At 60.8% G+C, this 14918-nt stretch carries 13 protein-coding genes and 1 pseudogene; 9 read left to right on the forward strand and 5 right to left on the reverse strand.

Annotated features, from left to right (window positions below; translation table 11 throughout):
• The 3 genes from Q0L57_RS25780 to glp all read left to right on the forward strand — a co-directional run.
• The coding region (locus Q0L57_RS25780) for an NADH-ubiquinone oxidoreductase-F iron-sulfur binding region domain-containing protein (protein WP_296745897.1) at positions 1–336 on the forward strand (336 nt) is incomplete at its 5' end.
• A gap of 1 nt (position 337) precedes the next feature.
• Positions 338–3127, forward strand: coding sequence for a formate dehydrogenase subunit alpha (gene fdhF, locus Q0L57_RS25785; RefSeq protein WP_296745898.1), 2790 nt, complete (start codon positions 338–340; stop codon positions 3125–3127).
• A gap of 78 nt (positions 3128–3205) precedes the next feature.
• Positions 3206–4441: a gephyrin-like molybdotransferase Glp gene (glp, locus tag Q0L57_RS25790; protein ID WP_296745899.1), complete on the forward strand. Its 1236-nt coding sequence runs from the start codon at positions 3206–3208 to the stop codon at positions 4439–4441.
• A gap of 23 nt (positions 4442–4464) precedes the next feature.
• Here the strand turns inward: glp and Q0L57_RS25795 are convergent, their stop codons facing one another.
• A complete protein-coding gene (locus Q0L57_RS25795) occupies positions 4465–4752 on the reverse strand; it encodes a hypothetical protein (RefSeq protein WP_296745900.1) in 288 nt (95 codons plus the stop codon).
• Between the two features lie 102 nt (positions 4753–4854).
• Between Q0L57_RS25795 and Q0L57_RS25800 the strand changes: the two genes are divergently transcribed.
• The 4 genes from Q0L57_RS25800 to Q0L57_RS25815 all read left to right on the forward strand — a co-directional run bounded on the left by Q0L57_RS25800 (position 4855) and on the right by Q0L57_RS25815 (position 9755).
• Entirely contained in the window at positions 4855–5613 is a 759-nt protein-coding gene (locus tag Q0L57_RS25800; protein ID WP_296745901.1) for an AAA family ATPase, read from the forward strand.
• 538 nt (positions 5614–6151) lie between these two features.
• Entirely contained in the window at positions 6152–7459 is a 1308-nt protein-coding gene (locus Q0L57_RS25805) for a glycosyltransferase family 39 protein (protein WP_296745908.1), read from the forward strand.
• A gap of 62 nt (positions 7460–7521) precedes the next feature.
• Positions 7522–8691 carry a glycosyltransferase family 2 protein gene (locus Q0L57_RS25810; RefSeq protein WP_296745902.1) on the forward strand — a complete coding sequence of 390 codons (1170 nt, stop codon included), beginning with the start codon at positions 7522–7524 and terminating at the stop codon, positions 8689–8691.
• A gap of 341 nt (positions 8692–9032) precedes the next feature.
• Positions 9033–9755 carry a hypothetical protein gene (locus Q0L57_RS25815; protein ID WP_296745903.1) on the forward strand — a complete coding sequence of 241 codons (723 nt, stop codon included), beginning with the start codon at positions 9033–9035 and terminating at the stop codon, positions 9753–9755.
• Positions 9756–9824: 69 nt separating this feature from the next.
• On the opposite strand, the gene Q0L57_RS25820 is transcribed toward Q0L57_RS25815, so the two are convergent.
• A complete protein-coding gene (locus Q0L57_RS25820; RefSeq protein WP_296745904.1) occupies positions 9825–10556 on the reverse strand; it encodes a glycosyltransferase family 25 protein in 732 nt (243 codons plus the stop codon).
• Between the two features lie 220 nt (positions 10557–10776).
• Positions 10777–11307: a hypothetical protein gene (locus tag Q0L57_RS25825; protein ID WP_366940949.1), complete on the reverse strand. Its 531-nt coding sequence runs from the start codon at positions 11305–11307 to the stop codon at positions 10777–10779.
• A 150-nt stretch (positions 11308–11457) separates the two neighbouring features.
• Here Q0L57_RS25825 and Q0L57_RS25830 point away from each other — a divergent pair, with 150 nt between their 5' ends.
• Positions 11458–11997, forward strand: a complete 540-nt coding sequence (locus Q0L57_RS25830; protein WP_296745905.1) for a GNAT family N-acetyltransferase — start codon at positions 11458–11460, stop codon at positions 11995–11997.
• A 186-nt stretch (positions 11998–12183) separates the two neighbouring features.
• The gene (locus tag Q0L57_RS25835; protein ID WP_296745906.1) at positions 12184–13500 is read left to right on the forward strand and encodes a tetratricopeptide repeat protein; all 1317 of its coding nucleotides are present in this window, start codon (positions 12184–12186) and stop codon (positions 13498–13500) included.
• A gap of 1 nt (position 13501) precedes the next feature.
• Here Q0L57_RS25835 and Q0L57_RS25840 read toward each other — a convergent pair whose 3' ends face one another.
• Complete coding sequence (locus Q0L57_RS25840) at positions 13502–14479, reverse strand: nucleoside hydrolase (RefSeq protein ID WP_296745907.1); 978 nt, start codon at positions 14477–14479, stop codon at positions 13502–13504.
• Between the two features lie 255 nt (positions 14480–14734).
• A pseudogene (locus Q0L57_RS25845) lies at positions 14735–14918 on the reverse strand (isoprenylcysteine carboxylmethyltransferase family protein); the annotation flags it as partial.

Raw genomic sequence — 14918 nt, forward strand, 5'->3', positions numbered from 1 at the left:
ATGGGCGACATACCGCTCGATTTTGGCGGCGAACTCGCCAAACAGGGTGCTTTCGTCGGCTCCCACGCTGTCGTCATCTTCTCCGATCAGGACAGCGCCAAGGCGGCAACCGTGAACCTGCTCAGGTTCTTCAGACATGAAAGTTGCGGCCAGTGCACGCCTTGCCGCGAAGGCACGGGCAAAATGGTGCAACTGTTGGAGAAGGACGGTGCCCTGGATGAAATCGGGCTCCGCGACCTCGAAATGGTGATGCGCGACTCCTCGATCTGCGGCTTGGGCCAGGCAGCGCCAAACCCCGTCAATCATCTGCTTAAGCACTTCCGTGAGGATATCTGAAATGGCAGGTCCGATCGAATTCACACTGGACGGCAAGTCGGTCGCAGCGGCCGAAGGCGAGACCATCTGGCAGGTGGCCAAGCGCGAAGGGACGGCGATCCCGAACCTTTGCCACGTAGACCTGCCGGGATACCGGGCCGACGGCAATTGCCGCGCCTGCATGGTGGAAATCGAAGGCGAAAGGGTGCTGGCGGCGTCCTGCATTCGCAAGCCGACCGCAGGCATGGTCGTGAAGACCGGCACCGAAAGGGCCGAGAAGTCGCGGGCCATGGTCTTCGAACTGCTCGCCAGCAACATGCGCGCCGCCGCGGATGGGCCGGACAACCAATCGAAATTCTGGCAATGGGCCGAGTCGATGGGCATTGCCGGCAGCGATCGGTTCGCCTCCAAGTTCCACGATGGCGAGAGTGCCGGGTTTGACCTTTCCAATCCGGCTATCGCCGTCAACCTGGACGCTTGCATCGCTTGCGGGGCCTGCGTGCGGGCATGCCGCGAGGTTCAGGTCAACGATGTGATCGGCATGGCCGAGCGCGGCAGCCATTCGGTCCCTGTCTTCGATATGCATGATCCCATGGGGCTCTCGACTTGCGTGACTTGCGGGGAGTGCGTGCAGGCCTGTCCAACAGGCGCGCTCTACGAAAAGACGCTCATGGACAAATCCGGCAGGAAGAGGGTCGTCCAGGAGTTCGATAAGGTCGTCGACAGTCTTTGCCCCTTCTGCGGCGTCGGTTGCCAGACCACCGTAGCTGTGAAGGACAACCGCATCGTCCAGATAGACGGCCGCAACGGTCCGGCAAACGAGAACAGGCTCTGTGTCAAGGGTCGTTTCGGTTTCGACTATGCGATGTCGCCGGACCGCCTGACCAAACCCCTGATCCGTCGCGATGACGCGCCTAAGTTCGGCGAGATGGACCTGCGCAACGTCGATCCGCTGACGATTTTCCGCGAGGCCACCTGGGAAGAGGCGATGGAGCGCGCGGCCTCGGGTTTCAAGTCGATCCTGAAGGAGCACGGAGGGCCGGCGCTCGCGGGCTTCGGCTCGGCGAAGGGCTCGAACGAGGAAGCATACCTGTTTCAGAAGTTCGTCCGCCAAGGTTTTGGCACGAACAACGTCGACCACTGCACGCGGCTTTGCCACGCATCTTCCGTTGCCGCCCTGATGGAAGGCGTGGGCTCTGGCGCGGTTTCGGCTCCGTTCATGGACGCCATGAAGGCCGAGTGCGCGATCGTCATTGGCGCTCGCCCGACCACCAATCATCCGGTGGCGGCCACCTATTTCAAGCAGGCCGTCAAGGGCGGCCTGAAGCTGATCGTCATGGATCCGCGCGGCCAGGATCTGATGCGCCACGCCACGTATTCGTTGCGCTTCAAGCCTGGCAGTGACGTCGCCATGCTGAACTCGCTGATTCACGTCATCATCGAGGAGAAGCTCTACGACGAGCAATACATCCAGGCCAACGTCTCCGGCTTCGAAGCCCTGAAAGCCAAGGTCAAGGATTTCTCACCGGAAGCCATGGCCGAGGTTTGCGGCATCGAAGCAAGCGTCTTGCGCGAGGTTGCCCGCACCTATGCTCGCGCCGAGCGCTCCATGATCTTCTGGGGCATGGGCATTTCGCAACACACGCACGGCACCGACAACTCGCGCTGCCTGATCGCCCTGGCGCTGATTACGGGACATGTCGGCAGGCCGGGAACGGGCCTCCATCCATTGCGCGGGCAAAACAATGTGCAGGGGGCTTCCGACGCGGGACTGATCCCCATGTACTACCCCGACTACAAGTCGGTGGAGAACATCGATATTCGTTCCCAATACGAGAATTTCTGGGGGCAGACGCTGGATCCGAAGCGCGGCTTGACGGTGGTCGAAATCGTTGACGCGATCCTGGAGGGTGAAATCCGGGGCATGTACATCATGGGTGAAAACCCGGCGATGTCGGACCCGGACCAGACCCATGCGCGCGCCGCGCTGGCCAAGCTCGAGCATCTGGTTGTCCAGGACATCTTCCTCACGGAAACCGCGTGGCATGCCGATGTCGTGCTGCCGGCATCCGCGCATGCGGAGAAATTCGGCACATATACCAACACGAACAGGCAGGTGCAGATGGGCCGCCCGGCCCTGGAGCTCCCGGGCGATGCACGCCAGGACCTCGACCTGATCATCGATCTTGCCAACCGCATGGGCCTGGGCTGGAACTACAACGACGTTTCCGACGTCTACGCCGAGATGGCGCGGGTGATGCCGTCGCTGAAGCACATTCCTTGGGAGCGGGTGGAACGAGAGGGATCCGTGGTCTACCCCGCCGATGGCCCTGATGTTCCCGGCAACGAGATCATCTTCACCTCGGGGTTCCCGACGTCGGATGGCCGGGGTCGCATTGTGCCCACCGACCTCCTGCCGCCCGACGAAGTGCCGGATGAAGAATATCCGTTGGTGCTGACGACAGGCCGCATGCTTGAACATTGGCACACTGGCGCCATGACTCGCCGGGCGGGAGTGCTGGATGCAATCGAGCCGCAAGGCATTGCGGCGATGAACCCCTACGAGATCGAACGCAATGATCTGTCGGTGGGCGACATCATCGAGGTCGAAACGAGGCGCGGCACTATCGAGGCTGTTTTGCGGGCTGACCGAGAGGTGGCTGACGGAATGGTCTTCATTCCGTTCTGCTTCAACGAAAGCCCGGCCAACAAGCTGACCAATCCGATGCTCGACCCGTACGGCAAAATCCCGGAGTTCAAATACTGCGCCGCGCGGGTCGCACACAAGCGACAGGTCCAAGCCGCGGAGTAGCGCCAGGTCGCAGGCGGTTTGCCCGGGTCCGCACCATTGCGGCCGGGGCGCGTGCACGTGTAGCTCGGAGGCGTTTCGATGGCGGACGGCAAGGCACTCGGCAAAAGCTCGATCGGCGTTGACGAGGCGCGTAAGCTGATCAATGCCGGGATGTCGTTGGTCGGCATCGAGGAAGTCGGCCTTGCGGATGCCCTCGGGCGCATTTCCGCGAGCTCGGCAAACGCCCTCCTGTCATCGCCGCCGTTCGATGTTTCCTCCATGGATGGTTATGCTGTCCGGGCAGCGGATGTCAGCGCGGCAGGCACCACATTGCCATTGCGCGGCTCGTCCAGGGCAGGGGTATCGGAGATACCGCAACTGGCGGCTGGTTCCTGCATGCGCATCTTCACCGGAGCGCCGGTCCCAACCGGCGCCGATGCCATCATCATCCAGGAGAACGCCGAGAGCCAGGGCGATGCCGTTCGCTTCACCGTGGCAGCGGTCGAGGGAGAGTATGTCCGTCGGCTGGGGTTGAACTTCAAGTCCGGTCAGGAAATCCTGGGCGTCGGCCGCACTATCTCCGCGAGGAATATTGGGCTTTTGGCGGCAGCCGGCCACACCACGATCGCTGTACGAAAGCGTCCACGCATTGCTGTCCTGTCGACGGGAGATGAACTGGCCGGGGATCCGACAGCCATATCCCAGGGGCGGATACTGGATGCCAATCGCCCGGGACTGACCGCCTCCATCAAGGCGCTCGGCGGCATACCCGTCGATCTTGGTATCGCGGGCGACACCGATGACGCAATCATATCCGCGGTCCGCGAATTGGATGCTGATCTGTTGATCGTTACGGGCGGCGCTTCGGTCGGGGACCATGATCGAGTTCGGCCCGCGCTGCAGTCGCTGGGCTTCACCTTCGATTTTTACAAAGTCATGATGCGCCCGGGCAAGCCATTGATGTTCGGCGAGCTCAAGGGCATCCCGGTGTTAGGCATGCCCGGCAACCCAGTGTCGGCGCTCCTGTGTTCGCTTCTTTTCGTGAAGCCCGCCATCGAGGTTATGACGGGCCGTGCCGGAGAGGGGCCAATCTACGACGATGCTCGCCTGGCGGCACCGATCGCCAGGACAGGCCAGCGCGAGGACTATCTTCGCGCGATTTACACCGTGGACGATAGCGGGCTCAGCGTTGAAGTCTTCGACCAACAGGACAGCTCGATGACGGCGCTGCTGGCTCAGTCCAACTGTCTCGTCGTTCGCCCGGTCGGCGCCCCTGCGGCAGCGGCGGGCGAGATGGTCAAGTTGATCCGTTTCGATACCATGGCCAACTTTTGATGTGACCAAAGATCCCGCAATTTTTAAGTGCGCTTCCAGCCCGCCTGGTCCTGAAAGCGACTTTCAGCTTCCGGCCATTTCGAAAATCTCGAAAATCGATGCCGATGATCGGCCTTGGCCATCTTGCGGCCTCTTCTGGCCTCGGTCATCGCCCACCGTTTAATTGGCCACACCATCGGCACAAGGCGCCCACCGGGTTTGTCGTAGCGAGCCAGCGCGCCCGCAACGAAACGAATCCGTAAGTCGTCGAGCCGGACAAAGGGCGTCGCTTCCGCGATCACACCATGGTCGAGCGACGCTAATTTAGTCATCAATCATATTAGGTGGAACGTTCACCAAGCTGGCGCGTAACCCATGTTGTCGGGTGGCCAGCATTGCACGCGCGTATCGTGTAACCGGAAGGTTCATAACGCATGATAGTCGAATTCGTTGGCCCGGCGGGTGCCGGCAAGACGACATTTGCACACGCGCTCTGTCGCCAACTGCGCAAGCACGGCCAAACGGCAACGGTTGTGCTTACTTACCAGCCCGGCGGAAAACAGTCGCGGCTGGATCCCGGCGGAATGGTTTCCGCGTTGCTCCGCGTCGCCAATGCTATTGCCGATCCAATCGTGATTGGGTGTCGTCCGTTCGCCAACGCCGTCATTTTCAGGATTGCCGCAAGCCTGGTTCGAACCTTGCCGCCTCGGAATGCAATGTGGCTGGCCAGGTTCAGCCAGTACGTGCTCCGCCTCGCCTATGTGTGGAATCAATCTCTCGCCCGCGACGAAGTTGTCATTTTCGACCAGGCGTTCGTTCAGGCGGTAGCATCGCTGGCGCTGTTCAACGGAACTGCCGACGAGGTAGCTCTTGCACACGCGCTTGAGATTATACCCAGATCGGACCTGGTCGTTCGTATTGACGCTCCCCAGGAACTGCGTGAGGCGCGCCTTAACGACAGGCGGCGGCGCCAAAACTTCGCTGAGCGCCTCTTTGAAGCCGGTTTGAGCACAAACCTCAAATCCGCTGCAGTGGTGGAGCGCGTCATTGAATTGCTGAAGGCAGGTGGTGACTGTTCGATAATCGAGATCGACGCAAGCGACGAGCGCCCGCTTGATCGAACCATAGGAGCAATCGAAAACGAAATTCTGGCAAGGACCGGCGGCCTTGCCGGTCGAAACGCTGCATCATGATACGCGGATTGAGAGCTCGCTTGCTCTTCCAACATGGCTGGATTTCTGCGCCCGAAATGGACCATCACGAGTCCAATAGCGGTATCCGCGTTTACCAGCAGGAAATTAGCTATATCTAATGATCTAATGTTCTTCGGCGCAAACGAAGAAGCCCGACACGCTTCATCGAGGAGAGTGTCAAATTCACGCAAGATGGCGTGCCGGGCTCCGCGCTCCTGACCTTGTTCGGGAGGCTGGTGCGCGCCCGCAAAGTTCATCGTCAACGAACCGCGGCGTCCTCCACCTGTCACCCGGCTCCCATCAATCGGAGATGTTGCTAATTTAGCACGGCCAAATGGTGCCCGCTGCGCTAGATTGATTTTGGAATTTGCTCGCGCTTGGGCACTCGGTGGCACGGCTTTCAAGGATTTCAAATGAAGAAGACACTGCTTTCGGGAGCAGCGTTGCCGGCGCTCGTCGAGGTCACCTCTGCGTTCGCTACCACCAGATGAATTCAACCTTGAACCATGCCGGCGGGAATTCCCGCCGCGTGTCCATCATGATCGGCTGCCTCGCCTTACTGACCGCGCTGGCGGCCCTGTGGCCGGTCTATCGGGCGTTCTTGAATATCGAGATCGATATCAACGAGGGGTGGAACGCCTATTATGCCGACGCGGCAATGGGGCGGATGCCGCTCTATCCCTCTGCCCATCAGTTGATCGCCAATAATTATCCGCCGCTTTCCTTTTATATCGTCGGCGGTCTGGGGAAATTGATCGGTGACCCCGTGCTGGCCGGGCGGTTGCTGTCGCTCGCGGCCGTGCTGGTGATCGCATGGGGCGTTTTCCGCGCGGTCCGCCTGCTCGGCGGCGACGCGACCTCCGCAGGTATCGGCGCCCTGTTTTTCGGCGCCACCATGTGCCGCTTTTTCACTGGCTATGTTGGGATGGATGACCCTCATTTGCTGGCGCAAGCGGTCATGACAGTTGGCTTTGTCGCTTTCCTGCAGGCCAGGTCGCGGGATCGCGGCTATGCCCTGCCAATCCTTCTGATGGTGGTGGCGGGGTTCATCAAGCACAATGTCGTGGTGATGCCGCTGACGGCGATGATCTGGCTGGGCATCAACCGGCCGCGGCAGATGGTGAAATCGGCGCTCTTGGCAGCATTCGCCATCGTCCTGGGATTTGCCCTTTGCTACCTCGCTTTCGGCCCCGACTTTTTCAGCAATCTGAGGTCGCCACGCGCCTACATGCTGAAGCACGCCATCGGCGCCATCGGGCATCTGCAGTGGATTGTCGTCGGTCTGGCCGCCTGGGCCTATGTCGGCATCACGCGCAGGTCTGATCCCGATATCCGGTTCTGCAATCTCTTGAACACACTTGGCCTCGTGATGTTCTTTGTCCAGAAAACCGGCGACGGCGTGGCCTACAACGCGCAATTCGAGCTGGTGTTCGGCGTGTCCATTGCCACCGGCCTTGCCTTCGCGCATGCGCCGGATTTGCCGCTCGCCCGCCGCTGGCCGCCGGAAAAGCTGCAATTCATCCTTCTGCTTGCCATCTGTCTGCGCCTGGTGGCGTCCGAACGCCTGGAGCCGGTGAAATTGTTGGTGGCTCCCGGCTTTCACGCGGAGATAGCCGCACGTGAAGCTGCCATGTCGGCCACGGTCGCCCGCCTCAGAAACATCCCCGGCGACGCGACCTGTTTCTGCACGCTCGCCAGCTATCGTTCGGGAAAACCCTTCAGCGTCGATCCGTTCTACGTCAACGAACAGATATTCACCGGCCATCTCCCTCCCGATGTCATCACCAAACGCATCGCTGCCGGAAAGCTGACGGTCGTGGACGCGGACCCTCTTATGCATTGGTGATTTTCATTTCACGGGCGTCCACCGGGCGCCGCGGAACAAAGACAAACAACCGGGAGTCTATTTTGAACGTCGGCGTCAGGGACAGTCAAAATTCGAAGTCGCATTTTGCCCCGTTGGTTTCGGTGATCATTCCGACATTCAACGAAGTTGCGAATGTTTCCAAGATCGCGGCTGCAATCGGGATTGCGCTCAGAGGCAGGGACCATGAGATCGTTTTTGTCGACGACGACTCCTCTGACGGAACAAGAGCTGAAATTGCAAGATTGGCCGCTGCCATCCCGGGAATTCGGCTTGTTCATCGCATCGGCCGGCGCGGGCTGTCCACTGCCGTCACCGAAGGCATGCTCAGCACGACCGCCCCTTTCATGGTCGTGATAGATGCCGACCTCCAACATGACGAGAGCATCATACCGGAGATGCTTTCCTTCCTCGAAACCAACACCGCTGACCTTGTGGTGGGTTCAAGGTATATCGAAGGCGGCGGACTGGGCTCCTGGGACAAACGCCGGGCGCAAATCAGCGCCTTTGCGACATGGCTGGCCAAGACCGTGGCCAAAAGCGATCTCAGTGACCCGATGAGCGGCTTCTTCGCCATAACGAGATCCGCTTTCGATAATTCGGTCAGGGATCTATCAGGTCAAGGCTACAAGATCCTCCTGGATATCTGCGCTTCCTCGAAATCTCCGTTGAGGATCCGGGAGGTCGCTTACCACTTTCGGACCAGGCAGGCCGGCGAGAGCAAGTTGGATGCGTTGGTTACGTGGGAATACCTGATGTTGCTGGTCGACAAACTGGTCGGTCACATCGTTCCGGCGCGATTCATATCCTTTTCCGTGATCGGCGGCCTTGGCGTCTTCGTTCACATGGTCATGTTGTCAGGACTTCTCGCTACAGGCCTCGCCGATTTTGTCGTCGCTCAAGGCGTGGCGACATTCACCGCGATGGTGTTCAATTTCTTTGTGAACAACACGCTGACCTATCGCGACAGACGCCTTCGGGGCGTCAAGGAAGTGGTTCTTGGCCTGTTCAGTTTCATGCTCGTATGCTCCGTGGGCGCCTTCGCAAACGTGGGCATTGCAAACTACCTGTTCGCGAACGATCACTATCGATGGTGGTCGGCAGGTCTGGCCGGCATACTGCTTGGCGCCGTTTGGAACTACGCGGCCACGTCGGTCTTTACCTGGAGAGTAAGAAGGCGCCGGAGCGTCATCACGAACGTCAGCGGCGTGTAGACCAGCAATGGCTGCTCCTCGCCGGCCTGCTCGCGGGCAAGGTTGTTTCACCGCCGCGGCGATGTCCACAGGCGCCGGGCATTCGATTCAGTCAGCGGGCGGTTCGCGATTGCGCCAGGGCTGGTGTGGGGCGCGGCTAGCCGCTACTAGGGCTTTCTGCTTTGCGACCAACATCAGCCACTCGGGACTCCGCTGACGCGCAAAGCCGACATAATGATACATAATGATAATGTGCCTTTAAGCGAGTGGCAGGCTAGCGGCGAATGAGCACTTCCAATGGTGGCACGGGACCCTTCATCGGGTCTCCCGGTAAGATCGGGCCAAAGCGCTCGATTCGAAGCATGTACTGGGCCAACATCGCGCCATCGCTGCCTGAACTTCAGGCGCAAGTCCTCAATTCGCTCGGGCTTGCCATCCAGCAGGACCTCGCCACCGGAATTTGGCATGGCAACTGGCTCCAGCACACGATGGAGCACCTTCCCGAGGACGAGAGCATCCTGTTCCTCGACGTCGATGCCTTCCCCCTGTCCGGCGACATCGTGGAGCACGCCTTTCGCGCCGCCGAACAAGGTGGCATCTTCGGTGTCGCGCACGTCGCAAACCATATCGATCCGACATTCATCTATGCAGGTCCTATGTTCCTGTGCCTGTCCAAGCGGACCTGGAATGCGCTTGGGCAGCCATCGCTCAGGGACGACGACGAGTTCGACGTGGCGGGCCGCCTCACGGCGGTTGCCAGGGACAGGGATGTCAAGGTCGATCTCATTTTTCCAAGTTTTGTCGCCAGGCCGAAGTGGGCCATGCCGAATGGCAATTGCCTCGGGACGGCGACTTTCTATGAAGGCTCCGTCTTCCATCTGTTCGAAAGCCGCGCCCTGACGAACGGTCAGGCGATATTCGCCATGGTCGCGGAGGCCGTCATTCGCCGGGAGCCGATAGATTTCATCAAGCTGCACTGGCGTCTGAACTCTATCGGCAACCAGCTTGCCGATCGTGCCTATGCCAAATGGACAAGGACAAAACACAAGATTGCGCGCCGGGCCAAGTGGTTGGGCCGCGGGTAAAGCCGCTCCGCGGGCGCACCTCGCCGTATCACCCGTCGTCCCCGGCCGATAACGCGACCGGGCTCGCGGTTATTCCTGCGCCCGGTATGGGATGACGACTTTCTCGGTGCCGCGGAAGGTACCGTTTCGGAGCAGCAAGATCGCGCGGGCCGCGTGCTTGTGGATTTTTTCGCCCACGGTGTCTTGCTTGGGCGCCAGGTTGCGTTGCTGGATGAGGGACTCGGGTTTGTCCTCCCTCGAAACCCATTGGGACTGGATGCAGGGAGCGGGCACCATCTGGTACACGGTCAGGCGCACGAAGGTCAAAGTCGCTGGGTCGAACAGCGCGTTGTCGACCGGACTTCTGAGGTGCTTGGTGAGCCTGAGAAGCTTCTTCGCGGCTGATTTTGAAAGAATGTAGGCGGCGGCTCCGTGATGGCGCCCGAACAGGCGGGTAACGGAGTATCCGTGCGCGACCTCGTGGCGCTGTCGATCGATCCTGACCGGGTCCAGGAACGTCTCCAGTTTGACCACATCGGCATCTTTCGGCACCCAGGAAGTGCTTCTCAGGAGCGAACTGGCGTCGTGCCCGAAAACGACGTCGTCCTCGAAAATCGCTCCATACGGTTGGCTGCCATCGGCAATCATGCGCCAGCACAGTTGGTGACTGCGAAAACAGGCTGTCTCAGCCCCGGTCAGCCTTGGGGCCTTGGATATACCGGCGGCGTCAACGGCCGCGATGCGTTCAAAAGCAACACCAATCCTGGCGAACTCGGAAGTTACCTGAACCAGCCGATCCTTCGAGCGGTCAAGATTAATCACCAGGCATCTAATCTGGTCGGCGTTCCCTCTCACGGTCCGGCGAGTTGCCTCAATCCCGTCAGGGCTGTAGCTGACCGAGTGCGACGACATGTTCGTCCTGTTGCTTTCTCCCCCGTATGCCCCCCGGTTGGTTTCACCAAGCCTAAGCCAGTTGCGGCGGCAATGGGCGCCGGAACTGGCTTAGGCCACAACTTTTTCCGCGCCTGTTGCGACTGGCGGCCTACTGCCGGACGTAACAGCGCTTTCTAAGGCCTGGAGCGGGGTCTTCCCCGAACGTGTCGTTGTCGCACTGGACGCCGTCCCGGAACACACCCACGGTGTATTGGCCGCGCGCGCCGTACCTGACCGTCCCCCGGCCATTGAAATCGCAATAGTCGCTCTCGTCGGCGCAGGCGACCCATCCCCTGCGGCGCGGCTCGTAGTTGTCGCCGTCGCCGCCGCCGTCATATCCGCCGCCGCCGCGCATCACGATATAGCAGGCCTTGTGGAGCCCGGGGGCGGGATCGCCGAAAACGCGATTCGAGCATGGCACGGCCGGGCGGTCGAAGGAGCGGGAGGTTGTGTAGCCCTGCGCGCCGAAAACGACTTGCGCCGGGTAGGGCAGGCGGCACGTGCCACCTTCATTCGCGCACCACCGGAGTTGCTGGGCCGAAGCAGTGCCAGGGATCAGGGCGGAAGCGGTAGCCACCAGACCGCCCAGGCATATGGATGTAAACATCATGCGCATCGGGAAGTTTGAGACTGTTGACACGACATTTCCTCCATTCAGCTTTCTGATCTGCATTTTTTAGAGCGGCATTCTTGAATACGCGATGAACAGAGTCTTTTGTGCGGCAGCCGGCATTGGCCCACAAAGCCCGTTCGATTTGCAATAACCCCGCCTCAGGTCGAAAAATACCCCATGTCCGCCCCATTCCCCAGCCTCATCACGCCAAGGCTCGTCCTTCGGGCGCCGGGCGAGCGGGATATCGCGGCATGGTTTGTGCGGGCGACGGATATCGAATCGGCCTCTCTCGCCGGCGATCCCGTTCCCGACCACATAAGCGCCGGCGAGCGGTGGTTGGCCCGTTCGCGCCGGCGGTTCGCCGAGGGCCGGGCGACCCAGTGGTCGATAGACCAGAAAGGCGTCGCGGACGCGATCGGGACGATAACCCTGTCCTTCGAAAGCGATGCCAGGGCGGCAGCGCTGGGCTTCGTGCTGGCGCGGGCGCATTGGGGGCAGGGGCTGGGCAGCGAGGCCGCGCGCGAAGTCCTGCGCTACGCCTTCGAAACCCTGGCGCTCGAGCAGGTGAGGGCCGAGGCGGCGGCGCGCAATCTCGCGTCGCTGCGGATCTTGGCGAAGCTCGGCTTCAACCATGTCGAGAGCTTCATCGACGAGACAGACGGCGGGCGCTGCGAACGCCTTGTGCTCGACGGAGACGCCGCGTCGTCGCTGTTTTGAGGGCAACACGTAAAGTGCTGGCGCTTCGCACATGCGGTCCGTGCGTCCAGTGTCACATGTCCCAACCTCTCCACCGCATCGACAATCAGACGGCGCGCAATTTCCTCTCAACATTGTGTATGGCCTGTACTTCGGACCTTCAGTATCGGTTGCGTATCCGTCAGGTTTCGAACCCACGAGCAGGAAATGATCGAACTGGATATGCGGGCGGTCGCGATCACAATTGCAGCGATGTGCTTTTCGCAACACGCGGCGGTAGCCACCGACCTCGTCGTAATAAAGCAAACCACCTGCGGCGAAATCAGCTATCCCGCGGTGAAATCCCAACTCGAACGCGACGCGGCGCTGGGGCAACCCAAAGCGCTGGATACTCTAGGACTTATTTTCATGCTCGGTTGCGGTGTGTCGCCGGACCGGCAGCTCGCGCAGAGCTATTTTCAAAGTTCCGCCGCAAAGGGCGACGCTCAGGCGGAGCACAATTTGGCCTATACTTATGAAACTGGGATCGGTGCCGAGAAAAACAATACGCTGGCGATTTATTGGTACGGCAAAGCCGCCGAGCAAGGCTTTACGAATTCGGAGATAAATCTTGCCTCGATGTATAAGGACGGCAGGGGCGTCTCAAAGGATTTGACGAAGGCGACCGAACTCTATCGTCGGGCTGCGGCACAGGGGGCAGCGATGGGACAAACTGAGCTGGGTGCCGCCTACGAGAAGGGCCAGGGTATCGGTCAGGACTATGGGCAAGCGATGGCGTGGTACCAAAAGGCGGCTGCCCAGAAGGAGCCGATCGCCATGACAGCGATTGGCAATATGTATGTGCATGGGACCGGCGTCCCCCAAGACCTTCAAGCCGCCCTGCGCTGGTACGGCGCCGCCGCGCAGCTCGGCTACGCAATTGCCGAGGACGACCTGGGGACACTTTACGCGAACGGCAAAGGCGTGGCGCCCGATCTCACGCAGGCCGCGGATTGGTATGCAAAGGCGGCGGCGCACGGATTGCCTATCGCCAATGCCAATCTAGGCGCTCTTTATGCAGCGGGCCGGGGTGTCCGGCAGGATTATCAGCGCGCCGCGGAGTTGTTTGAAGTTGCGGCGGCCGCGGGAGACGCTCAAGGTCAGCATAATCTCGGATATAGTTATCTTACGGGAAAGGGCGTCAAGCAAAGCGATGCGCAAGCGTTCTATTGGTTTGAAAAGGCGGCCAAACAAGGTCACGCTGACGCGCAACACAATCTGGGGCTGATGTATGCCAACGGTCGCGCCGTTCCCGTTGATTATGCCGAGGCCTTTCGCTGGTTGAAGAGCAGCTCCGATCTCGGGAGCGCGACCGCGCTTAACGATCTCGGCATCCTCTATGAAAAGGGACTGGGAGTGCCTCCGGATCGCTCCAAGGCAGTCGATCTATACCGGAAATCGGCTGGTCTCGGGTCTGCCAAGGCCAGGGAAAATCTGCAAAGATTGCTTGGGATGGATCGGAGCGATCTGAAAAGCCAGTTCTGATCTACGCCGCCCTCCCGCCGCTCAGCCTCTCCACCGCATCCACGATCAGGTCGCAGAACTTCTTGTGGTCTAGCTGCATCGCCACCGTGTGGCGGAAGTCCATCTGCTCGCTCGCGGTGCCGCCGAAATGGCGCATGCCGCCCATCTTCTCGAAGTTGCACACCGTCATGCCCTTGGTCCAGCGTCCGGCGGTCTCGACGCGGATGTCGGCCTTCTCGGTGGTGAAGACGCTTGGGTCGATCATGGCCGCCACGCAGCATGCGTCATGGACGGCGGGGTAGGGGATCTGCAGCAGGCCGCCATGCGTGGTGGCTATGAACGCCCAGATGTCGAGGATGAACTTGGCGATCGGGCCGCCCACCGCGCGCACCCTGTCCTGCAGTTCCGGCGTGGCCAGGGCTTGGTGCGTCAGGTCTAGCCCCACCATGGTCACGTCCCAGCCGGCGCGGAACACCACGTCGGCGGCCTCCGGGTCGCCATATAAGTTGAACTCCGCCGCCGGCGTGATGTTGCCGCGCGTGAAGCTGCCGCCCATCGCGACGACCTTCTTCACCCGCTTCACGATGCGCGGGTCCTTGCGCGCGGCCAAGGCGATGTTGGTGTAGGGGCCGACCGGCACCAGCGTGACGGTCTTCGGCTCATGCGCCATCACCGTGTCGATGATGAAGTCGACGGCGTGCCGCTTGTCGAGCTCGAAGGAGGCTGGCGGCAGCTCGGGGCCGTCCAGCCCGGTCTCGCCATGGATCTCGACGGCCAGCACCTGGTCGATGATCAGCGGGCCGGGCGAGCCCTTCACCACCGGCACCTTGATGCCATAGGCGGTGCAGACCGAAAGCGCGTTGCGCGTGGTGTTCTCGACATTGTGGTTGCCCGAGACCGTGGTGATGCCGAGCAGGTCGATCTTCGGGTTGCCGGCCGCGAGCAGGATGGCGATGGCATCGTCGTGGCCGGGATCGCAGTCGAGGATGATCTTTTCCATCGTGTCGCCTTTCTTGTCGGTCCGCTCCGCCGCGATTACAGACTGGCGCGTCCGGCAGCGTCAAGGTTTCTCGTTCGGGGTTCGAGGGCTATGGGAGCGTCGCTTGGCCGGCACAGCGGCGATCATCCGTCGCCTGTTGGTGAAAGATCCATTCCGATGCCTGTGCACCCTGGCGGGTGCCGTTGCGGCGCCATCGTTGGCGCTGGATGAAACCGGTGCCGCGAGGCTTGGTCAGCCTGCCGGGTGGGGACTTCGCTAGAAGATGCCGGGGATCATCCTGTATATGACCCGGCCCAGATATTCCCGATACTCGGGCGTCAAGGCCAGGATCGCTTCCTCGCGCAAAATGCGATGGACCTGAAACAGCGTGATGATCGCATATACTGCAAAGTTGTAGACCGAGAAACTCGACAGCAGGAACAGGATGTGGCCCGCCAGG

This window comes from Mesorhizobium sp. (assembly GCF_024509055.1).
Lineage (GTDB): Bacteria > Pseudomonadota > Alphaproteobacteria > Rhizobiales > Rhizobiaceae > Mesorhizobium.